19 protein-coding genes and 1 pseudogene are annotated in these 19,678 nt (G+C 70.1%); 14 read left to right on the top strand and 6 right to left on the bottom strand.

Going from position 1 to position 19,678, the window contains the following annotated elements; genetic code table 11:
• Positions 1–211: 211 nt before the first annotated feature.
• From B0I32_RS29905 to B0I32_RS29870, 8 genes are read left to right on the top strand one after another with little or no spacing between them, the layout of a single operon-like run.
• Entirely contained in the window at positions 212–1,516 is a 1,305-nt protein-coding gene (locus B0I32_RS29905; protein WP_219912067.1) for a hypothetical protein, read from the top strand.
• Positions 1,517–1,526: 10 nt separating this feature from the next.
• A complete protein-coding gene (locus tag B0I32_RS29900) occupies positions 1,527–2,852 on the top strand; it encodes an extracellular solute-binding protein (RefSeq protein WP_106245478.1) in 1,326 nt (441 codons plus the stop codon).
• Positions 2,853–2,854: 2 nt separating this feature from the next.
• Positions 2,855–3,760 (top strand): carbohydrate ABC transporter permease, encoded by a 906-nt coding sequence (locus B0I32_RS29895; RefSeq protein ID WP_106245476.1) that lies wholly within the window; start codon positions 2,855–2,857, stop codon positions 3,758–3,760.
• Entirely contained in the window at positions 3,757–4,650 is an 894-nt protein-coding gene (locus tag B0I32_RS29890) for a carbohydrate ABC transporter permease (protein ID WP_106245474.1), read from the top strand. Before B0I32_RS29895 ends, B0I32_RS29890 begins: the two co-directional genes overlap by 4 nt.
• Positions 4,651–4,653: 3 nt before the next feature.
• Positions 4,654–5,739, top strand: a complete 1,086-nt coding sequence (locus B0I32_RS29885) for an ABC transporter ATP-binding protein (RefSeq protein ID WP_106245472.1) — start codon at positions 4,654–4,656, stop codon at positions 5,737–5,739.
• 22 nt (positions 5,740–5,761) lie between these two features.
• Positions 5,762–6,688, top strand: a complete 927-nt coding sequence (locus B0I32_RS29880) for an acetylxylan esterase (RefSeq protein WP_181307925.1) — start codon at positions 5,762–5,764, stop codon at positions 6,686–6,688.
• A 4-nt stretch (positions 6,689–6,692) separates the two neighbouring features.
• On the top strand, positions 6,693–7,577 hold the full coding sequence (locus B0I32_RS29875; protein WP_106245469.1) for an acetylxylan esterase: 885 nt from the start codon (positions 6,693–6,695) through the stop codon (positions 7,575–7,577).
• Positions 7,574–8,656, top strand: a complete 1,083-nt coding sequence (locus B0I32_RS29870; RefSeq protein ID WP_106245467.1) for an aminotransferase class V-fold PLP-dependent enzyme — start codon at positions 7,574–7,576, stop codon at positions 8,654–8,656. The genes B0I32_RS29875 and B0I32_RS29870 overlap by 4 nt, the downstream gene beginning before the upstream one ends.
• A 7-nt stretch (positions 8,657–8,663) precedes the next feature.
• On the opposite strand, the gene B0I32_RS29865 is transcribed toward B0I32_RS29870, so the two are convergent.
• The 4 genes from B0I32_RS29865 to B0I32_RS29850 form a co-directional block, all read right to left on the bottom strand.
• Complete coding sequence (locus tag B0I32_RS29865; RefSeq protein WP_106245465.1) at positions 8,664–10,139, bottom strand: glycoside hydrolase family 130 protein; 1,476 nt, start codon at positions 10,137–10,139, stop codon at positions 8,664–8,666.
• Positions 10,139–11,140 carry a glycosyltransferase gene (locus tag B0I32_RS29860; protein WP_106245464.1) on the bottom strand — a complete coding sequence of 334 codons (1,002 nt, stop codon included), beginning with the start codon at positions 11,138–11,140 and terminating at the stop codon, positions 10,139–10,141. The genes B0I32_RS29865 and B0I32_RS29860 overlap by 1 nt, the downstream gene beginning before the upstream one ends.
• Positions 11,137–12,267 carry a glycosyltransferase gene (locus B0I32_RS29855; protein WP_106245462.1) on the bottom strand — a complete coding sequence of 377 codons (1,131 nt, stop codon included), beginning with the start codon at positions 12,265–12,267 and terminating at the stop codon, positions 11,137–11,139. Before B0I32_RS29855 ends, B0I32_RS29860 begins: the two co-directional genes overlap by 4 nt.
• Before the next feature lie 199 nt (positions 12,268–12,466).
• Positions 12,467–13,474 (bottom strand): glycosyltransferase family 4 protein, encoded by a 1,008-nt coding sequence (locus B0I32_RS29850; RefSeq protein ID WP_106245461.1) that lies wholly within the window; start codon positions 13,472–13,474, stop codon positions 12,467–12,469.
• A 357-nt stretch (positions 13,475–13,831) separates the two neighbouring features.
• On the opposite strand from B0I32_RS29850, the gene B0I32_RS29845 reads away from it, so the two are divergent.
• From B0I32_RS29845 to B0I32_RS29830, 4 genes are all read left to right on the top strand, one after another.
• A complete protein-coding gene (locus B0I32_RS29845; RefSeq protein ID WP_106245459.1) occupies positions 13,832–14,188 on the top strand; it encodes a hypothetical protein in 357 nt (118 codons plus the stop codon).
• Between the two features lie 168 nt (positions 14,189–14,356).
• On the top strand, positions 14,357–14,668 hold the full coding sequence (locus B0I32_RS29840) for a UBP-type zinc finger domain-containing protein (RefSeq protein ID WP_181307923.1): 312 nt from the start codon (positions 14,357–14,359) through the stop codon (positions 14,666–14,668).
• 18 nt (positions 14,669–14,686) lie between these two features.
• Complete coding sequence (locus tag B0I32_RS29835; RefSeq protein ID WP_106245456.1) at positions 14,687–15,688, top strand: acyl-CoA desaturase; 1,002 nt, start codon at positions 14,687–14,689, stop codon at positions 15,686–15,688.
• A gap of 102 nt (positions 15,689–15,790) precedes the next feature.
• Positions 15,791–16,714 carry a LysR family transcriptional regulator gene (locus B0I32_RS29830; protein WP_106245454.1) on the top strand — a complete coding sequence of 308 codons (924 nt, stop codon included), beginning with the start codon at positions 15,791–15,793 and terminating at the stop codon, positions 16,712–16,714.
• An 83-nt stretch (positions 16,715–16,797) separates the two neighbouring features.
• Here the strand turns inward: B0I32_RS29830 and B0I32_RS29825 are convergent, their stop codons facing one another.
• Positions 16,798–17,103: a hypothetical protein gene (locus B0I32_RS29825; RefSeq protein ID WP_106245453.1), complete on the bottom strand. Its 306-nt coding sequence runs from the start codon at positions 17,101–17,103 to the stop codon at positions 16,798–16,800.
• Between the two features lie 189 nt (positions 17,104–17,292).
• On the opposite strand from B0I32_RS29825, the gene B0I32_RS29820 reads away from it, so the two are divergent.
• The gene (locus B0I32_RS29820; RefSeq protein ID WP_106245451.1) at positions 17,293–18,135 is read left to right on the top strand and encodes an alpha/beta hydrolase; all 843 of its coding nucleotides are present in this window, start codon (positions 17,293–17,295) and stop codon (positions 18,133–18,135) included.
• 147 nt (positions 18,136–18,282) lie between these two features.
• Positions 18,283–19,416 carry an AI-2E family transporter gene (locus B0I32_RS29815; protein WP_106245449.1) on the top strand — a complete coding sequence of 378 codons (1,134 nt, stop codon included), beginning with the start codon at positions 18,283–18,285 and terminating at the stop codon, positions 19,414–19,416.
• Positions 19,417–19,432: 16 nt separating this feature from the next.
• Here B0I32_RS29815 and B0I32_RS29810 read toward each other — a convergent pair.
• Positions 19,433–19,678, bottom strand: a pseudogene (locus tag B0I32_RS29810) (ATP-dependent Clp protease ATP-binding subunit ClpC); the annotation flags it as partial.

Below are 19,678 nucleotides of genomic sequence, written 5' to 3'. Positions count from 1 at the left end.
AACCAAGATGCGAGCGCCGATGAAAGATATCTGCACGAATCGGACTGGATGCCCGAAAAAGTCGGTTCGGTGGCGTCCGATTAGCGGGATCTTCGGCTTTGTTACCGGCGAATTTCTTCGGCTGAGCCCTTGACCTGGACCCCGAGGAGGGGGAAGTTTGTCAACATCGGATTTACGAGTCATTTACGAACATGGTTCGTAAAGGGGTGTCGTGGCCATAGTGATCGGAGTGGTGACCCACTCGCTGCACGGTGAATTGTTCCGGGAAGCCGCGAACACTCTGCGTGGAGTCGACCTGGAATGGGTCAGTTACGACCACGAGGACGAGATCCACGCCAAGGTCGCCGAGTTTCTCCGCACGACCCGGCTGGACGGCTTCCTGGCGGGCCCGGTCCCGTACACGGCCAGCCGCGAGCTCCTCCCGCCCGGCCTCCCGGTCGGCGTGATCCGCTCGTCGGCGCTCGATCTGACCCTCGCGCTCTACCGCGCGCAGGAGCGCGGGTGGGGCCGTACGCCGGTGAGCATCGACACCTTTCCCGCCGAGGCGGTCGAGGCGGTCGCCGCCGCGCTGGAGCTCGACACCGACGCCATCGAGTTCCTGCCGTACGCCCCCACGCAGTCCGTGCGGGACATCGTCGAGTTCCACCGCTCCGCCCACCGGCGGTTCGGCGGCCGCGGTTACGTGATCAGCGTCCGCGCCGCCGCCCGCGAGCTGCTGTCCGGCGAGCTGCCGATCATGAGCGGCATGCCGGTGCCGGCCACGATCAGGACCGAGCTGCACGAGCTCGCGCTCCGGATCGAGTCCGAGCGGGCCAGCGCGCAACGCTTCGCCGCCGGGGTCTTTCTCATCTCGCACTCGCAGGACGAGGAACGGGCCCGGATCGGCCTGATGAACCTGCTGCTCAACACCCCCGAGTTCGCCGGCGCGTGGATCGAGGACCGCGGCCGGCGCGGCGTCGTCGTCTTCGCCCACAAGGCCCTGTTCGAGCGCATCACCCGCAACTGGGTCGCCGTGCCCGCGCTGGCCGAGGCCGCCGCGGCGCTCGGCGCGCAGGTCTCGGCCGGGTTCGGCGTCGGCGCGTCCGCCCGCAACTGCGTGGCCCTGGCCGAGCAGGCCGCCGCCAGGGCCGAGCGGGAGAGCGAGCCGTGCGGCTACCTCATCGAGGACAGCGGCGTGATCATTGGCCCGATGGGCCCGGTCCGGGCGGCGCTCAGCTACTCCTACCGCGAGCACGGCGACGACGTCGAACGGCTGGCGAAGTCCGTCGGCCTCAGCGCCGCCACCGTCTCCCGCCTGGCGGCGCTGGACCACGAACTGGAAGGCCGCGCGATCTCGCCCGGCGAGCTGGCCGGTCATCTCGGCATCACGGATCAGAGCGGCCGGCGGCTGATCCGCACCCTCGACGCCGGCGGCCTGGTGAGCGTCGAAGGCACCGCTCAGCACCACCAGAAGGGCCGGCCGACGCGTCTGTACCGGCTACGCATCGCCCAAGCGTTACTGCGCTCATCGCGTTGAAGGGACAACCATGGAGCTCAACCGCCGCCAGATCCTGAAGTACGCGGGACTCGGGCTGGCCATGCCCGCCGTGTCGCCCCTGCTGGCCGCCTGCTCAGGCGGCGGAGCAGGCTCGGGTGACGGCAGCGTGAAGTTCGAGGGCTGGGACTACGAGGCCGCCCTCGTCCAGCAGAACCTGGACAACTTCACCAAGACCACCAACATCAAGGTCGACTACACCCCCATCACCAGCGCGCAGTACGTGCAGAAGGTAGTGGCCGAGTTCACCGGAGGCGGCGGCCCCGACGCCCTCTACGTCTACGACGACTCCCTCGCGGCCTGGGTCGACGGCGACTACCTGCAGCCGCTCGACGGCCTGCCCGGCGTCGACGAGGTGTACGCGGCCATCTATCCCGGCAACGCGGCCGCGATGACTTACCAGGGCAAACGGTACGGCCTGCCGTACTACACCGACTCCAACTGCCTGCTCTACAACAGCGAGATCCTCGACAAGGCCGGCATCAAGAAACCTCCGGCCAGCCTGGAGGAGCTGGAGGCGCAGGCCGTCAAGATCAAGGAGGCCGGCCTGCTGGAGTACCCCATCGGCGTGCCGGCGCAGCTGTCCGACACCTGGTGGGCCTGGGTGTGGGCGCTCATCTTCGGCAGCGGCGGCAACATGTTCGACGAGCAGCAGGCGCCGATCATGAACACCACCGACACCGTGGTGAAGGACGTCTTCTCCTGGCTGCAGCAGGCGGCGACCAAGTCGAAGGTGATCGACCCGGCCTGCCTGCAACTGCTCGCGGTCCCGGTCGACAACGCGATGAAGGCGAACCGGTACGCGTACACGATCGGCGCGCGCTACGCCAGCCGCGACTACAACGACGCCGCCAAGTCCAAGGCCGCCGGCAAGATCCGGCTGGCGCTGGTGCCGAGCCTCGACGGCAAGGAGCACGGGACGGTCAGCAACACCCGGCTCTACGCCCTGGCCAAGGACACCGAGGTCAAGGACGACGCGTTCAAGCTGCTCACCTACCTGGGCGGGCTCGACGCGAACAAGCAGCCCTACACCGCGAAGTTCTGGTTCCTGCAGCGCGGCCTCGGCTTCGCCTACAAGTCGATGGCGAGCGACCCGGAGGTCACCGCGTCGCTGGAGAAGTTCGCCGACCCGAAGGTCTACGCCCACCTGGGCGAGGTCGCCACGCCGCGCAACGTGCTCGGCGTGCCCTGGTACACCGAGTTCGAGATCGAGATGCACAAGGTCGTGCAGGGCGTGCTCAGCAACCAGGTGCAGCCGGCCGCGGCGGTGGCGGGCCTGGCGCAGACCGTCGAGACGCTGAAGAAGAAGTACAACTGAGCATGGCCGCACTCGCCGAACGCCGGCCGCTGGGCGACAACGCCAAGGCCTGGGCCCTGAACGCGCCGGCCATCATCGTCGTCACCCTGCTGATCGCCTACCCCATCGCGTACTCGTTCTGGGTCAGCCTGCAGCGGCACAACCTCAAACGCCCGCGCGCGACCAAGTTCGTCGGCCTCGACAACTACGGCGCCCTGCTCAGCGACCAGGCCTTCCTGTCCGCGCTGAAGGTGTCGGCCCTGTTCGTCCTGCTCGTGCTCGGGCTGACCGTCGTCCTCGCGCTCATCCTGGCGCTGGTGCTGAACGAGCGCTTCCGCGGCCGCGGGCTGCTGCTCAGCCTGGCCCTGCTGCCGTGGGCGATGCCCGGCGTGGTGAACGGCCTCATGTGGCGGACCATCTTCGACGCCAAGACCGGTGCGCTGAACGGCCTGCTGACCCAGCTCGGGCTGATCGACGGTTACCAGGCATGGCTGACGTCGGGGACCGGCGCCTTCCTGTTCACCGCGCTGGCCCAGGTGTGGAACACGCTCCCGTTCGCGGTGATCATCCTGCTCGCCGGGCTGTCGACGATCCCCGCGGAGCTGTACGACGCCGCCACCGTCGACCGGGCCGGGGGGCTGCGGCGCTTCGTCCACGTGACCCTGCCGTGGCTGCTGCACCCCCTGCTCATCGTGCTGATCCTGGAGACGATGAACGCCTTCCGCGCCTTCGACACCATCTACGTGCTGACCGGCGGCGGACCGGGCGACGCGACCACCACCATCGCCCTGCTCGACGTGCAGACCGTGCTCACCTTCACCGACTTCGGCCTGGGCAGCGCCTACGCCTGGGTCATCACCGCGATCACCCTGCTGATCTCCGTCGGCTACATCGGCCTGCTCTACCGGAAGGGGAACTTCGAGGTATGAGCACCGTCGTCAAGGTCCCCCTGCGCTACCGCATCCCCTGGAAGAAGATCGTCCTGTACGTGCTGGCGGTCGCGTTCGCGCTCTATCTGGTGCTGCCGTTCTACTGGATCGTCGCGATGAGCTTCATGCGCGAGGTGGACGCGATCTCCGTACCGCCGCACTGGATCCCGAACCCGGCGACGCTGGAGAACTATCTCGGCTTCGTCAACCCGAACGAGGCGCAGCAGCTCGTCGGCGGCCGGGCGATCGACGAGACGCCGTACTCGCTGCGCAACAGCCTGATCGTGGCCACCTCGACGGCGGTGCTGAACCTGGTGCTGGCCACGTTCGCGGCGTACTCGTTCTCGCGGCTGAAGTTCCGCGGCAGCCAGGTGCTGCTGGTCCTCTACCTGCTCACCCGGATGGTGCCGGGCATCGCGATCATCATCCCGTTCTACCTGCTGATGCGGACGTTCGGGCTGCTGGACACCTACCTGGCGCTGATCCTGTCGTACACGACGTTCGCGCTGCCGATCACGATCTGGATCCTGAAGGACTTCTTCCGCTCGGTGCCGCGCGAGCTGGAGGAGGCGGCCCGGGTGGACCGGTGCGGCTGGTTCCGGACCATGTGGTCGGTGTTCCTGCCGGTCGCGGCCCCCGGGCTGGTCGCGGCCGCGGTGTTCGCGTTCATGACCGCCTGGAACGAGTTCATGTTCGCCTTGTTCCTGACCAGCACCGAGGCGGCGAAGACGATCCCGGTCGTGGCGGCGAACTTCGCCACCGACTTCAACACCCAGTTCACCGTGATGGCCGCGGCCGGCGTGCTCGCGGTCGTCCCACCCCTGGTGCTGGCCCTGCTCTTCCAGCGCAAGCTGGTCCAGGGCATGGCCGCCGGATCCGTGAAGGGCTGACAGATGGCAGAGGTACGGCTCGAAGGCATCACCAAGGCGTTCGGCGGCAAGACCGTGGTGGATGACCTGAACCTGACCATCGAGGATCAGGAGTTCCTCACCCTGGTCGGCCCGTCCGGCTGCGGGAAGTCGACGACCCTGCGGATGATCTGCGGCCTGGAACGGCCCACGAAGGGGAACGTCTTCTTCGACGGCAAGCCGGTCAGCTGGCTGCCGGCCAACAAGCGCGACGTCGCGATGGTGTTCCAGAGCTACGCGCTCTACCCGCACAAGACGGTGCGGCAGAACATCGGGTTCGCGCTGAAGATGATGCGGGTGCCCAAGGCGACGATCGACGAGCAGGTGCTGCGGGCGGCCAGGACGCTGGACATCGAGGACCTGCTGGACCGCAAGCCGCGCGAGCTGTCCGGCGGCCAGCGGCAGCGGGTCGCGCTCGGCCGCGCGATCGTCCGCGACGCCGGGGCGTACCTGCTCGACGAGCCGCTGTCCAACCTGGACGCGCAGCTGCGGGTGCTGATGCGGGCGGAGATCAAGCGGCTGCACGTGGACGTCGCCCGTACGTTCATCTACGTCACCCACGACCAGGTCGAGGCGATGACGATGTCGGACCGGATCGCGGTGATGCGTGACGGCGTCGTGCAGCAGTGCGCGACGCCGGGGGAGATCTACGAACGGCCGGCCAACCGCTTCGTCGCCTCGTTCATGGGCTCGCCGCCGATGAACTTCGTCACCGGCGAGCTGGCCGACGTGGACGGCGTGCGGGTCTTCCGGGGCGGCGAGCTGACGCAGGAGCTGGGCCCGTACGACGACGCGCCGGACGACCCGGCCGTCGTCCTCGGCGTCCGGCCGGAGGACGTGACGCTGTCGCCGACCCCGGTCGAGGGGTACCAGCCGGGGAAGGTGTTCGTGTCCGAGCCGCTCGGGCCCGACGTGCTCGTCACCGTCCGGATCGGCGGCGAGCTGCTGAAGGCCCGGGTGCCGGTGCCGTTCCGGCTGGGTCATGACAGCACGGTGTACGCCGGCTTCAACCGGGAGCGGCTGCACCTGTTCAAGGCCTCCGACGGCACCGCGCTGCACGCGCCGTCCTAGCCCCGTACTGAGAGGAACGCTGTTGAGAGACCCGAAAAACGCGGTCGTCGAGGTCGAGCTGCCGGACGACTTCGACGACTTCTGGGCGGCCGGTCTGGCGGACTGCGCGTCGCACCCCCTGGACCCCGTCCTGACCGAGCTGCCGGCGCTGTCCACGGACCGGGTGATCGTGCACGACCTGCGGTACACCAGCTACGGCGGGCTGCGGGTGGCCGGCTGGTACACCGTGCCGCGCGGCCCCTCCGCCCCCTATCCGGCACTGGTCACGATCCCCGGCTACATCTCGGAGCCGACGATCCCGAAGGAGTGGTCCGAGCTCGGGTACGCCGCGCTCGCGGTCGCGCCGCGCGGGAAACTGCGGTCGAACGAGCTGTTCAACCCGGGCTATCCGGGACTGCTGACGCACAACATCGCCGACCCCCAGACCTATGGATATCGCGGTTTTTACCTGGACGTGGTGCGGGCGGTCGAGGTGCTGCTCGAACGCCCCGAGGTCGACAGTTCGCGGATCGGGCTGCAGGGGTCGAGCCAGGGCGGCGGGCTCGGGATCTCCACGGCCGCGCTCATGCCGGACGTGATCCGGTGCGTCGCGGCGGGGGCGCCGTACCTGTGCGGGATCATGACCGCGGCGACGCTGACCCGGTCGTACCCGTACGAGGAGATCAACGAGTACCTGCGGCTGCACCCGGAGGACGCCGGCCGGGTGCGGGAGACGGTCGCCTACTACGACGGGCTCAACTTCGCGCCCAAGGTGCGGGCGCCGACGCTGCTGTATGTCGGGATGGAGGACGACGTGTGCCCGCCGGAGACCGGGTTCGCCCTGCGCCGGGCGCTGACCTGCGAGACCACCCTGCACGCCTACCCGCACTGCGCGCACCACGCCGGGCTGCCCGGCGTGCTGCGCATCGTGGAGGACTTCCTTGCCGCACACCTCACCCCGGGACGGTGAACCGATGAACTCCGACGTACCTCCCCCCGGGACGGTGGACCCGATGACCTTCGACGCCTACTGGTCCGCCGTGGACGCGGAACTGGCCGCGATCCCGGCCCGGCCCGTGCTCGACCCGGTGCCGGCCCGGACGACGGACGAGGCGACCAGCTACACCGTGCGGCTCACCAGCGCCGGGCCGTACCGCGTCACCGGCTGGCTGAGCATCCCGGCCGGTGACGGGCCGTTCCCCGCGCTGCTGCAGACGCCGCGGTACGGGAGCGTCAACGACATGCCGCACCCGAACGACCGGAGCCGGTACGTCCTGTTCGGCCTGATGCACCGGGGCCAGCGGCTGGCCGACGAAGGGTTCGCGGCGGCGTACCCGGGACTGCTCACGATGGGCATCGACGACCCGGCGACGTACGTCTATCGCGGGATCGCCGCGGACTGCCTGCGGGCCGCGGAGTTCCTGATGAGCCTGGCCGAGGTCGATCCGGCGCGGGTGGCCGTCCGCGGCGACGACCTGGCCCTGCTGACGGCGGCCCGGCGGCCCGGGTTCAGCGCGGTCCAGCTCTCGGAGCTGCTGTTCCACCGGGCGATGGAGGCCCGCCTGAAGTCGAGCCACTACCCCCTGGAGGAGCTCAACGACCACCTGCGCGCCGGCTCATCGGCGCAGACCATCGGCCACACCCTCTCCTACTTCGACCCGATCCGGCACGCACCCGCGGTGACCGCCCGCACGCTGCTCGCCGTGGACGACCCCGGCTGGTGCGCCGCGCTCGCCGACGCCCTGCCCGCCGCGACCGTCTACCAGCTGACCCACCTCGACGGCACCGACAACGACCACCTGGACGCCTGGCTGGCCGAGCGCTGCGGCGTACCGGCGATGTCGAAGTTCGTCGTATGAGCAACCCCTTCGGCGTCCGGCCCGTCGTCAACGCCTCCGCGACGCTCACCGCGCTGGGCGGCTCGCTGATGCCGCCGCCGGCGCTGAAGGCGATGGCGCAGGCCGCGTCCTGCTTCGTCGACCTGCCCGAACTGCACGACCGGGTCGGCGAGCGCCTGGCCGCGCTCACCCGCAACGAGGCGGCCTGCGTGACGTCCGGCGCGGCGGCGGCGATCACCCTCACGGTCGCGTCCTGCGTCGGGGGGCCCGCGCAGGCGTTCCCGGCCGAGGCCGAGGTCGTCATGTTCACCGGCCAGCGCAACGGCTACGACTACGCGGCCCGCCTGACCGGCGCCCGCATCGTCGAGATCGGCCCGTCGATCGCGGAGCTCAGGGCCGCCCTGGCCCGCCGCCCCGCCTGCGTCCTGTGGTTCGCCGGCGCCCACTACGCGGCGGGCGCGCTGCCGATCGAGGACGTGCTGCGCGTCGCGCGGGAGCTCGACCCGGCCGTACCGGTGCTCGTGGACGCGGCCGCCCAGATCCCGCCCGTCTCCTCACTGTGGCACTTCACCACCGGCCTCGGCGCCGACGCCGTCATCTTCAGCGGCGGCAAGGGCCTGCGCGGCCCCCAGGCCAGCGGCCTGGTGCTGGGGCGGCGCTGGATCGTCGACCGGTGCCGGGCCCACGCGTCACCGAACCAGGAGATCGGCCGCGGCATGAAGGTCGGCAAGGAAGAACTCCTCGCCCTGTACGCCGCCGTCGAATGGACCCTGGACCAGGACGAACAGGCGTTGCTGGCGGGCTACGAGCAGATCGTCGACCGGTGGATCGCGGGTCTGCGCGGACTGCCGGGCGTCGTCGCCGAACGCGGCTACCCGAGCGAGGCGGGCCAGCCGCACGGGCGAGCGATCGTCCGGCTGCTGCCGGCCAGCGGCTGGACCCGGGACGCGCTGGTGCGGGCCCTGTGGGACGGGGACCCGCGGATCGCGGTCGGCGTGACCGGCGTCTCCGGCGACGCGATCGCGCTGAACCCCCAGACACTGGAGCCGGGGGAGGACGTGGTCGTCCTCGACGCCCTGGTCCGGCACCTGCGCCTGTGACGACGGCTCACCGCAGCGGACGCATCGCGTTGATGAGGGTGCCGAGCGGCACCCGGGCGAATCCGATCCAGGTGTCGCTTGCCCCATAGGGCAACCACACGGCGTCATCGTGAAGCAGGCCGCCGCAGGAGTACACGACATTGGGCACATAGCCTTCGCGCTCGCTGTCGTCGGCGGTGAGGAGCGTTCCGGGCAGCTCGGCGATGACACGGTGCGGCTCGTACAGGTCGAGCAGCAGGGCGCCGATCGAGTAGTCGCGCATGGGGCCGACACCATGGGTCAGGACGAGCCAGCCGGCGCCGGTCTCGATGGGGGATCCGCAGTTGCCCACCTGGATGAGCTCCCAGTCCTGGCGGGGGCTGTGCAAAGGCGTCGGCGGCTGCCAGCTGTTGTGCCGGTCGAGCGCCGTGAGGCCGATGGTCTCGCCGTCGGAGCGGCACAGCGCCAGCGTCCGCCCGCCGACCGGTCGCGGGAAGAGCGCCATGCCCTTGTTCACGGCGGCCGGGCCGCGCATGGGAGTGATCGCGAAGTGACGCAGGTCGTCACTGGCGATCAGGTGGGAGCGGATGTGCCGCCCGTCATAGGCGGTGTAGGTGGCCCGGTACGAAGGTGCGCCGTCCCGGTCGGCGATGCGGACGAATCGCGCGTCCTCCATGCCGTTGGACTCGGCCGTGGTCGATGGCCAGAGAACGCGCCGGTGCAGGGGGAGGTCAGCGGGGAAGGCCACGGCGTAGTCGGAGTGCGTGGCGCGGCGCATCTCTTCCAGGGTCGGTTGGGTGGACGTGCGGGTGAGCAGGTCGCCGGGAAGCCGGGCGATCGCGTACTCGAAGTCGTTGTCGTCGAAGCGTTCCGGCAGGGATCGCAGAACGGCGGCCGTCACCTCGTTGTCCCTGGCGTCGTCGCTGAGCCCGGCGGCGAGCAGGTCGCGTCGATGGCGGATCCGGTTCCGGCGTCCGACGGACAACGTTCCCGAGCGGTCGCCGATCGCCAGCTCGGAGCCGGGGCCGAGCAGCGCCGTGGCGAAGCCGATCGAGGACAGGTGCCCCTCGCCGATCTGCCGCAGGCTGATCGCCACACGGAGTTGCCCGGGGCGCAGGCCGGACTGGTCGGGATGGGGAACCATGGAGGGATTGCACACCGCCGCGCCCTCCACGGCGTACTCGTGACTGAAGTAGGCGCCCACGAGGAGGCGGGCCGGCAGGGACAGGTCGACGTCGCGCGGGACGCGATGGCGGACCAGGTCGTGGTGATGGGCGAAGGTCGTTTCGAGGTCGTGGTGCCGGTTGCCGAAGCGGCGCAGCGTCTCCTGGAGCATCTCGGTGGTCTGGTCCTCGTCGAGGAGCGTGATGCGGTCGATCAGCGCGGCGGCCCTGCTCCGGGTGAGCGCGGCGTCCTCGCCGGGCACGAAGAGCTTGATGATCACTCTTCGCGGGTCGGGAGTGAGGGTCGGGCCGAGCCGGGTGGCCAGATCCCTGATGCTCATCAGAGCCGCCTGGCATGCTGCATGGTGGAGATCAGCGCGATGGTCGACTCCGCTCCCTGGTTGAGGTTCGGACCGTGCTCGGTCAGGCCGTCGTAGCCGCCGCCGGTCGCCGGGTCCCGCATCGAGACGTGGGCGTCGTTGGCTCCCTCGAACCAGGCCACCGACCGCCGTACCCGCTCGTGCCACACGTCGTCGCCGGTCACGCAGGCCGCGGTGGCGCAGGCGTCGGCGAGCGCGGCCACCTCGATCGGCTGCTGGTCGTAGCGGGCCCGGGGCGCGCCCTGCCGCCAGCCGGTGGCGGGCACGACGGCGAGCAGGCCGTCGTGCGTCTGGATGTCCGACAGCCAGGTCAGCATGCGCAGGCCGGTGGTGAGCAGCTGCCGGTCATCGCTCAGCTCCCCGGCGGCGACGATCACTTCTGCGAGAGCGGCGTTGGCGTAGGTCAGCTGAGGTTGCGGCCACGGCCAGGTGGGTTGCTCCGAGGGTGTGCCGATCGCCGCCACGGCGTCCATCAGCAGGGAGGCGGCCACGGTGCTGTCCGGTGTCATGCGCAGGACCTCCGCCGCGCCGAGCCCGGCGAAGGCCATGGCGCGGGGATGCGGGGAGCGCTGTTCGGCGCCGCGAACGAAGGTGTGCAGCGCCTCGTCCCGGATCCAGGGGATGGCGGTGCGGGCCGCCGCGGTGCCCAGGCCCCACATCGCCCGTCCCCACCAGTCGCCGACGCCCGGCGGCTCGACCCAGCGACGGCCGAAGGTGAGCCGGTTGCGGAACGCGCCGGACCGATCCTGCGCGTGGGTGAGGAAGGCCAGGTAGCACTCGGCCAGCCGGGTCAGTCGCCGGCCGGGGCGCGGTTCGCGGCAGGCGACGACGAGGCCGCGGGCGACGTCGTCGGTGCAGTAGCCGTGCTCCCGCCGGACGACGGCGTACCGGGCGTGCTCGAACAGGCCCGTGTCGTCGCTCAGCCGGAGCAGATGCTCGAAACCCGGTGTGGCGGCGCTCACGGCAGCATCGCGGCCGGTCGCGCGGCGACGAGCGACCGGCCGAGCCCGTCGTATCGGGCCGCGACCGACGGCCACAGCAGCGTCGGGAGCAGGGCGCGGGTACGCCCGGTGAGCTGCTGGGCCAGCCCCGGCCGGGTGAGGACGCGGCGGATGGCGGAAGCGAGCGCGGCGGGGTCGCCGTGGGGAACGAGCAGCCCCGGGCCGTTGGTGAGCAGTTCCACGGCGTGCGGGAAGGAGGTGGCGACGACCGGCACACCGGCGGCCACGGCCTCGATGAGGACACCGGACGTCACCTGCTCCGCCGAGTCATAGGGCAGCACGACGACGTCCGCCGAGCGGATCAGCCGGCTCAGCGAGTGCTGATCCCGGTAGACGGGGTCGTGCCGCACGGCCGCGGACACTCCCAGCCGGGCGGCGAGGTCGTGCAGGCCGTCGCGATAGGCCTCGCCTTGGAACTCCAGCACCTTGGGGTGGGTCTTGCCGGCGATCGTGTAGATCGGTGCGGGGTCGAGGCCGACCAGGAGCGAGAGGGCACGCACCGCCCATTCGATTCCTTTGCCGGGGCCGAGCAGCCCCCAGGTGAGCAGATGCGGACGGGGGCGCCGCCGCGCCGGGACCCGCAGGTGGTCGGCGGCCCCGTGCGGAATGACGAACACCTTGCCGGCATCCACCCGGTAACCGGCCGTCAACCGGTCACGAGCGGTGCCGGTCATGGTCACGATCGCGTCCGCCGCGTCCGCGATCTCTTCGAGCAGGGCCTTCTGCGGGGGAGTGGGCCCGACCAGGACGGTGTGCAGGACCACGATGCTCGGCACGGTGAGGGACCGCAGCAACGGCAGGACGTCCTGACCGTCCAGGCCGGGGTAGATGCCGTACTCGTGCTGCACGATGGCCACGTCGAAGTCCTCGAGAGCGGAGGCCGCGGCCTGCCAGCCGCCGGGCCCGCTGGGAGTCCAGGTGTGCACGACTCCGGGCTGCGGGCGTTCGTCGTCACCTTCCGCGGTGACACGGACGATTCCGCCGGACCTTTCACCCCTGGCCAGATGCGAGGCCAGGGCGGAGTTGAAGGTCGCGAGCCCGCACTGGGTGGGCGGGTGGGTGCTGAGGAACCCGTATGTGAGGGCCAACTGTCTCGCCTTTCGGTCATCCGGCCGCACCACGATGGGACTCGGGTGCTGCTCGCTCGGTGAAGACGGTTACCCGTCTGCCTGTGCGTCCGCGGGGGAACCTGGAGACTTCACCGGGGGCCCGTCCTCATTCGGGGGCCCGGCCGACGCGACCGATCAGCTGATGGCGTGGTTCGCGTACGCCTGACAGTATCAGTCGCTAGATTTGTCCTAACATTTCGCGATATATGGTCAGATAACTCCCCACCATCCGATCGGCACTGAACCTGCGTTCCGCCTGCGCGCGGCAGCTCGCGCGGTCGATCGTCGCGATGCGTGCCACGGCGGTGACCGCCTCGTCGAGGGAGTCCGCCAGGAAACCCGTCACGCCCGGATCCACCACTTCGGCCATGGACCCGCGCCGGTAGGCGACGACGGGAGTGCCGCAGGCCATCGCCTCGACCACCGACAGGCCGAAAGGCTCGTCGAACGCGATGGGATGCAGCAGTGCGGCGGCGCCGCCGAGGATCCGGCCCCGCGTCCCCGGCCCGACGGAGCCGAGGAAGCTGACCCGCTCGCCGTCGATCTTCGGCACGATCTCCTCCTCGAAGTACCGTTCGTCCTGGACGATGCCGCAGATCGTCAGCGGCATCCCGGACCGCCGGGCGATCTCGATGGCCGTGTGCGTTCCCTTGTCGGGATGAACGCGGCCGAAGACGACCAGCCGCCGGCCGCCCACGGGGTCGAAGGGGAACGCGTCCAGTTCGACGCCGTGGTGCACGGTGGCGACGTAGTCCAGCTCGGGGGCACGGTCCGCGTCCGAGATGGACACATAGGCGGATCGGGCGCGGGCGTAGGCGGGCAGGATGCCCCTGCCGGAGAATCCGTGGACCGTGGTGAGCAAAGGGGCCCGGCAGTGCTCGGCGAAGGCCAGCGGCAGCCAGTCGAGATGGCTGTGGACGAGGTCGAACTCGCCGGAACGGCCCAGCGCGTGCGCGACATGCATCGCCTCCCACACCCGCCCGTCGAGCGACGGATCGTCGGCGTACCCGCGCGGGCACACACCGTCCAGCGCTCCGGAGGTGACGGAGTCCAAGGTGGCGAACAGCGTCACATCGACCCCGGCGGCGCGGAGCCCCTCGGCGAGCAGGCTCGTCACCTGCTCCCACGGGCCGTAATGACGTGGAGGCGTGCGCCAGGCGATCGGTCCCAGCAGCGCTATCCTCACGTGTTGGAGGTTTCGCTCCGGCGTACGTCCGGCATGGCGCGCCTTCTCTCCCTGGGGTGCGGTTCCGCGAGAACCCTGCGATGGCAGTGACAGCAGCCGGACGCGGGCCCACGCTCCGGCTTCCTGCCCTGTCCCAGCCGAGTCAACGCCACGGCGCGCCGGCCGGTAACCGCTGATGCGGCAAGCGGTCATCACCACGGCTGATGACCGGGGAGCGGCGGCAAGAGACTCCACAGTCGCGCATCACTCGTGATCACCTGTGTGGTGCGGGTCGGTGCCATACCCTGTGGTGCAAGGCTGAGAACGCTCCTTCGATGTCTCGGAGGCGACAGCCATCACCAGAGAGCGAGACGCGACATGAGCAGTGCTCGCAAGATCGAAGATCATGCCACAGAGGCCCCCTCTCAGCAGGAAGAAGCTGACGAGCGGCCCGATCACGCGGCCAACGCGCAGTGGCTCAAGGACAACCCGGACTCCATGCCGCAGGTGGGCGCGGGCCGGTGGGCCGTGTACGACCGCGCCCACCGGCTGCGCGGTCACCTCGTCGGCGACGGCCCGACCCGCGACACTCGCTTCCAGGCGACCGGCGTGACACCCGAAGAGCCGGGCCCCGGCCACGTGCTGGGCCACGGCATCACCCTGCACGACGCCGGGGCCCACCTCCTCGACTCCGGCGTCGACGGGAAATCGCCCGAGGAGAAGCCGGAGGACTGAGCCGGGCGGTTCCGGGGCCGGACCGGACGACGTCCACCGGGAGGCCCTTTATCGCGGCAGATGATGAGCCTTGCTGCGATTGCGCGTTTCCGCCTGTTCGCCGGTCGCCTTGACTGGTGGATGAACAGACGGCGCAGCTTGCGTCGCTGTCATCGTGAGGGGGTCGTCATGGCCCTGGACGCACAAGGAGCGAACACGACCGACCGCGCCGGCCTGAACGGTCAGGCCCCGCGCTGCGAACACATCGACCAGCTCCCGACGGTGGAGCCCGGGCTGCCCGAATGCAAGGAATGCCTTGCGCTGGGCCGCGCCTGGGCGCGGTTGCTGGTGTGCCTGACCTGCGGGTGGGTGGCCTGTTCCGACGATGCACGAGGCGGTCACTCCCGCACCCACTACGAGGAGACCGACCATCCGGTCGTCGCCACCCTGGCATCGCCATCGACCTGGCGCTGGTGCTACGTGCACCGCCGCACCGTGTAGACGAGACGAAAGAGACTCATGACCATTTCGAAACAGACGGCGGAACGCCGTCAGGACTACGACGGCGCATCGCCCTTCCCCGAGGCGGAAGAGCACGTTCCGGCAGGCAGACTCCAAGTGGGACTGACAGGGGCGATCGTGGTGGCGCCGTTCCTCGCGCTCGGCGTCGCGATCTTCCTGATGTGGGGGCGGGGATTCACGCTCACCGACCTCCTGCTCGCCGTGGTGCTCTATACGGTGACCGGCCTCGGGGTGACGGTCGGTTTCCATCGGCTGCTGACCCATGCCTCCTTCACGGCCCGTCCATGGTTGCGCGTGGCGCTGGCGGTCGCCGGATCGATGGGCTTTCAGGGGAACGTGATCGACTGGGTGGCGGTGCACCGCCGTCATCACGCCTTCACCGACCGGCCGGGCGACCCGCACTCGCCCTACCGGTACGGCACGGGCCTGCGCGGGCAGTTTCGGGGGCTTGCCCACGCCCATCTGGGCTGGTTGTTCATCGACGACCAGACCCCGGCCCAGCGCTACGTCCCTGATCTGCTGGACGATCCGGCCATGACGCGGGTGGCGCGCGCCTTTCCCGCGCTGTGCGCGTTGTCGCTGGCGCTGCCGTTCCTGGCCGGCTGGGCGATCACCGGCACGTTGTACGGCGCCCTGACCGCCTTCCTCTGGGCCGGCCTGATCCGGGTCGCGCTCCTGCAGCACGTCACCTGGAGCGTGAACTCGCTGTGCCACGTGCTCGGCAACCGGCCGTTCAAGACGCGCCGGCACGACCGCTCCACCAACCTGTGGCCGCTGGCGCTGCTGTCGTTCGGGGAGAGCTGGCACAACGGTCATCACAGCGAGCCGTCCTGCGCCCGCCACGGCGTGGATCGCGGCCAGCTCGACCCGTCCGCCGCCGTGATCGGCCTGTTCGAACGGCTCGGCTGGGTGAGTAACGTGCACTGGCCCGATCAGGAGCGCCTCGAACGCCGCCGCGTCCCCCGGCGGGAACAGGCCCGCGCCCTGGCTGGAGACTGACGGACGGCCTCTGTCCGCACGGGCCACGCCGTCCCGTGGCACTTAGAGTGGGGGAGGAGAAGGCCCGGATAGTCGCCGCCCGGCCGGGAAGGGGTGGTGTGTATGGAATTTCGGCAGTTGCGCTATTTCGTGACGCTAGCCGAGGAGTTGCACTTCGGCCGGGCAGCCGAGCGCGAGCACATCGTGCAGTCCGCGCTGAGCCAGCAGATCCAGCGGCTGGAACGCGAGCTGGGGGTGCGGCTGCTGGACCGCAGCACCCACCACGTCGACCTGACCCCGGCCGGTGCCGCCTTCCTCGTCGAGGCCCGGCAGATCCTCGATCGCGTGGGCAGGGCCGCGCAGGTGGCCCGCAACGCCGCCGCGCCCGTACCCACGCTGCGCGCCGGCATCCTCGACGCGGGTTACGACACCATGCCGCAGATCCTGCGCGAACTGCAGCGCACCCATCCCGGCATCACCATCCACCAGGTCGAAGCGGGAACGCCCGAGCAGTACCGGCAACTGGCCGACGGCCGCCTGGACATCGCCATCGGACAGGCCTCCCAGGCTCCGGGCGAGGTGACCTCCAAGCTGATCAGGCTCGATCCGCTCGGCGTGCTGGTGCCCGACGAGCACCGCTTCGCCGAGTCCGACGGCGTACCCGTGGCCGCCCTTGCCGATGAGCTCCTGCTGCTCGGCGAGGAATCCCAGACGCCGGAGCTCAACCAGTTCGTCTTCACGCTGTGCCGCTCGGCCGGGTTCGCCCCCACCCTTTACGAGGGCACGGTGCAGAGCAGCCGCGCCGCCGCCGATCTCGTCCTCCAGCACCGCTGCGTGCACTGCGTCCCCTCCTCCTTCCGCACCTCCAACCGGCCGGGCACCACCTGGCGGCCCCTGATCGAGCCCGCCACGCACTATCCCTGGTCACTGCTGTGGCACCAGGACAACCCCTCACCTCACATCGCCGCCGTCATCGACAGCGCCCGGAGTCTGGCCGGGCGGCTCGGCTGGCTCGAACCCGTCAGCCCGGCCACCGGGCCCGCATAAGTCGAAGGCGCTCCGGGCGCCGCCGTCGGACCCACGGACGGTCCCGCCTGACGCCGCCGCCCGCGTCACGAAGGGGCCGGCGGTCAGAGGTCGCCGGAGGCCGCGTCGGCCGGTGACGCACCCCCGTCCTCGGCCCTCCTGGCCAGCGCCCGGCCGGCCTCGACGCTGAGCAGTTGTGCGGCGTCGGCCATTCCGGCGAGCTGGTCAGGCGTCATCGTCTCCAGGTAGACGGCGAGCCGCTGCCGGTCGGCGGCGCGGGCCAGGCCGATCGCGTTCCGCAGGGCGAGAGCTCGCGAGGCTTCGCCGATCGCCTTCAGGACGCCGGCCAGGGCCGGGTCCGCACCGTTGGCGGGATCCGCCTCCTGCGGAGGTCGCGTGTTCGACATCATTCACCTTGCCGTCCTTGAGCTCTGAGCAGGTCCGGTCTCGTCATCCGAGGCTCGGTTATCAGCTCAGGAGATGAGCAGTGCATGAATTGCCCGTTTCCTCCGGCCGTCCATTCCTGTGCGCTGAAGGGGACAGCGCGGATCCCGAGCTCCACCGGCTGTCCTATCGATGACCTGGCAGGAGAAACCCTCATGAACGAGAGCACAGACAGCAAGTGTCCCATCGTCCTCATTCATGGGCTGTGGCTGACCCCGCGTGCCTGGGAACACTGGACAGCGCGCTACACCGCGCTCGGCCACCAGGTGTCCGCTCCGGCCTGGCCGGGCATGGAGATCGAGGTCGAAGCCCTGCGCAAGAATCCGTCCGTCATGAAAGGCCTGGGCGTGACCGAAGTGGCCGACTTCTACGAGAAGGTCGTCCGCGAGCAGCCGCGGCCACCCATCATCGTCGGCCATTCCTTCGGCGGCCTGATCACGCAGATCCTGCTGGATCGCGGCCTCGGCGTCGCCGGCGTCGCGATCCACCCCGCCCCGATCAAGGGCGTGCTGCGGTTGCCGCTCAGCAGCCTGCGTTCGGCCCTGCCGGTCCTGGCCAACCCCCGCAACCGGTCCAGAACCGTGGCGCTCAGCGCCGAACAGTTCCACTACGCCTTCACCAACACCCTGACCGCGCAGGAGTCCGAGGCGATCTACCAGCGTTACCACGTGCCGGCCCCCGGCCGGCCGCTGTTCCAGGCCGCCACCGCCAACCTGCGGCGGCACGCCGCCACCCGGGTCGACGTGGACAACGACACCCGCGCCCCGCTCCTCCTGATCGCCGGCGGCGCCGACCACACCGTCCCCACCACGCTGGTACGGGCGATCTACCAGCGCTACCGCAAGTCCCGTGCGGTCACCGACTACCAGGAGTTCGCCCGCATGCCGCACTTCTCCCTCGGCGCCCCCCAATGGGAGAAGGTCGCCGACCACGTCGTCTACTGGGCACAGCGGCACATCACGCGAGCGGCCAGAGACAACCCCGGCGGAGCACGATAGACGCGGCCACGCCGGCCGGCGAAGCAAGTCCGGATCGCCGGGAGGGCGGCCTCGGCGAGAGCGGTACCCGCCGGCCTGCTCTCGGTATTTCCCTCGTTTGAAGCTTGAAAGAGTGCCTATCTCCGGCCGGTGGGGAAGTTGACGGGTATGGATCCACGTCAGGAGCGCCTGCTGCGGTTGGTTCCGGCGACCTTGGCGAGGATGGCCGCGTGGTGCGCGTGTCTGATCGTCATCGGCATCGTGGCCAACTACGTGTTCGGTTTCGTGGCGACGATGCGCATCGTCGCCCTGCCGGTGGCGGTCGCCCTGTTGCTGACCGCGTTGCTGTTCCCGCTCACCCGGCGCCTGCGCGCGTCGGGGCTGCGGCCGATCTACGCCACCTGGGTGACCATGCTCGTCGCCTTCGCCGTGCTGGGCGGGACGGGCTGGATCGTCGGCGTCCGGGCCAACGAGGAGTTCCCCGGCCTGGTGACACAGGTCAGGCAGACAGCAAAGACGGTGGAGGGCTGGCTCTACACCGGTCCGCTGCACCTGGAGCCGATCCAGCTCAGCGGCTGGGTGGATGAGATCGCCAAGTTCGTCACTGAGCGGCAGCAGCAGATCACCTCCACGGTTCTGGCGGGCACGGTGGTCGTCGTGGAGGTGCTGGCCTCGATCGTGCTCCTGTTGTTCGTGACGTTCTTCCTGCTCAAGGACGGTGACCAGATCTGGTCATGGTTCCTCAAGGGGTTCGGCCGGATGGCGCCGCGGGTCGACCGGGCCGGGCGGACCGCCTGGACCACGCTGTCGCACTACGTGCAGGGCACGGTGGCCGTGGCCGCGGTGCACGGCGTGCTCATGGGCGTCGTGCTGGCCGTCATGGGCGTCCCGCTCTGGGCGGCACTCGCCGTGCTGATCTTCCTGGCCAGCTTCATCCCGATCGTCGGCATCCTGTTCGCCGGCGCGGTCGCGACGCTGGTCACGCTCGGCGCGAAGGGCCCGATCTACGCGCTGATCTTCATCGGCATCCTGATCGTCGAGCAGCAGCTGGAGAACCACGTGCTCCAGCCGCTGATCGTCGGCCGGGTGCTGCACTTCCACCCGCTGGCGATCATCATCGTGCTGGCCGTCGGCGGCATCCTGGCCGGGATCGCGGGCGCGGTCGTGGCCGTGCCGATCACCGCCATCCTCTACCGGGCCGTACCCGAACTCTTCAAGGACGATCCGATCCCCCTCCCGCCGGGACCGCCGCCGAAACCGCCGGCCGTACCTCGGGGGAAGGAAGCCGAGCCGAAGAACTGACGGGCCCGCCGGGATCTCAAGCCGGAGCCGTCACCTTCTCATCCTGCCTGCTGGGCGCGTCCTCGCTGGTGAAGACGAACCCGAGCGCGTCGACGGTGACCTTGGCGATGTGACCGGGCCGGAGCTCGCCGTAGAGGATCTTCTCCGACAGGGAGTCCTCCAGCTCGCGCTGGATCGTCCGGCGCAGCGGCCGGGCGCCCATGACGGGGTCGTAGCCGCGGTCGGCCAGCAGCTGCTTGGCGTCGGGAGAGACGTCGAGCCC

The organism is Nonomuraea fuscirosea (genome assembly GCF_003001935.1).
Classification (GTDB): Bacteria; Actinomycetota; Actinomycetes; order Streptosporangiales; family Streptosporangiaceae; genus Nonomuraea; species Nonomuraea fuscirosea.
The sequence above is the reverse complement of the archived record's forward strand: the minus strand, read 5'-3'. Positions and strand labels throughout refer to the sequence as shown.

What these genes read in the sequence shown, in the direction of transcription:
- B0I32_RS29900 (WP_106245478.1), top strand. Translation starts at nt 1,527, where the DNA reads ATGGAGCTCAACCGCCGCCAGATCCTGAAGTACGCGGGACTCGGGCTG.
- B0I32_RS29895 (WP_106245476.1), top strand. Translation starts at nt 2,855, where the DNA reads ATGGCCGCACTCGCCGAACGCCGGCCGCTGGGCGACAACGCCAAGGCC.
- B0I32_RS29890 (WP_106245474.1), top strand. Translation starts at nt 3,757, where the DNA reads ATGAGCACCGTCGTCAAGGTCCCCCTGCGCTACCGCATCCCCTGGAAG.
- B0I32_RS29885 (WP_106245472.1), top strand. Translation starts at nt 4,654, where the DNA reads ATGGCAGAGGTACGGCTCGAAGGCATCACCAAGGCGTTCGGCGGCAAG.
- B0I32_RS29875 (WP_106245469.1), top strand. Translation starts at nt 6,693, where the DNA reads ATGAACTCCGACGTACCTCCCCCCGGGACGGTGGACCCGATGACCTTC.
- B0I32_RS29870 (WP_106245467.1), top strand. Translation starts at nt 7,574, where the DNA reads ATGAGCAACCCCTTCGGCGTCCGGCCCGTCGTCAACGCCTCCGCGACG.
- B0I32_RS29865 (WP_106245465.1), bottom strand. Translation starts at nt 10,139, where the DNA reads ATGAGCATCAGGGATCTGGCCACCCGGCTCGGCCCGACCCTCACTCCC.
- B0I32_RS29845 (WP_106245459.1), top strand. Translation starts at nt 13,832, where the DNA reads ATGAGCAGTGCTCGCAAGATCGAAGATCATGCCACAGAGGCCCCCTCT.
- B0I32_RS29840 (WP_181307923.1), top strand. Translation starts at nt 14,357, where the DNA reads ATGGCCCTGGACGCACAAGGAGCGAACACGACCGACCGCGCCGGCCTG.
- B0I32_RS29835 (WP_106245456.1), top strand. Translation starts at nt 14,687, where the DNA reads ATGACCATTTCGAAACAGACGGCGGAACGCCGTCAGGACTACGACGGC.
- B0I32_RS29830 (WP_106245454.1), top strand. Translation starts at nt 15,791, where the DNA reads ATGGAATTTCGGCAGTTGCGCTATTTCGTGACGCTAGCCGAGGAGTTG.
- B0I32_RS29825 (WP_106245453.1), bottom strand. Translation starts at nt 17,103, where the DNA reads ATGATGTCGAACACGCGACCTCCGCAGGAGGCGGATCCCGCCAACGGT.
- B0I32_RS29820 (WP_106245451.1), top strand. Translation starts at nt 17,293, where the DNA reads ATGAACGAGAGCACAGACAGCAAGTGTCCCATCGTCCTCATTCATGGG.
- B0I32_RS29815 (WP_106245449.1), top strand. Translation starts at nt 18,283, where the DNA reads ATGGATCCACGTCAGGAGCGCCTGCTGCGGTTGGTTCCGGCGACCTTG.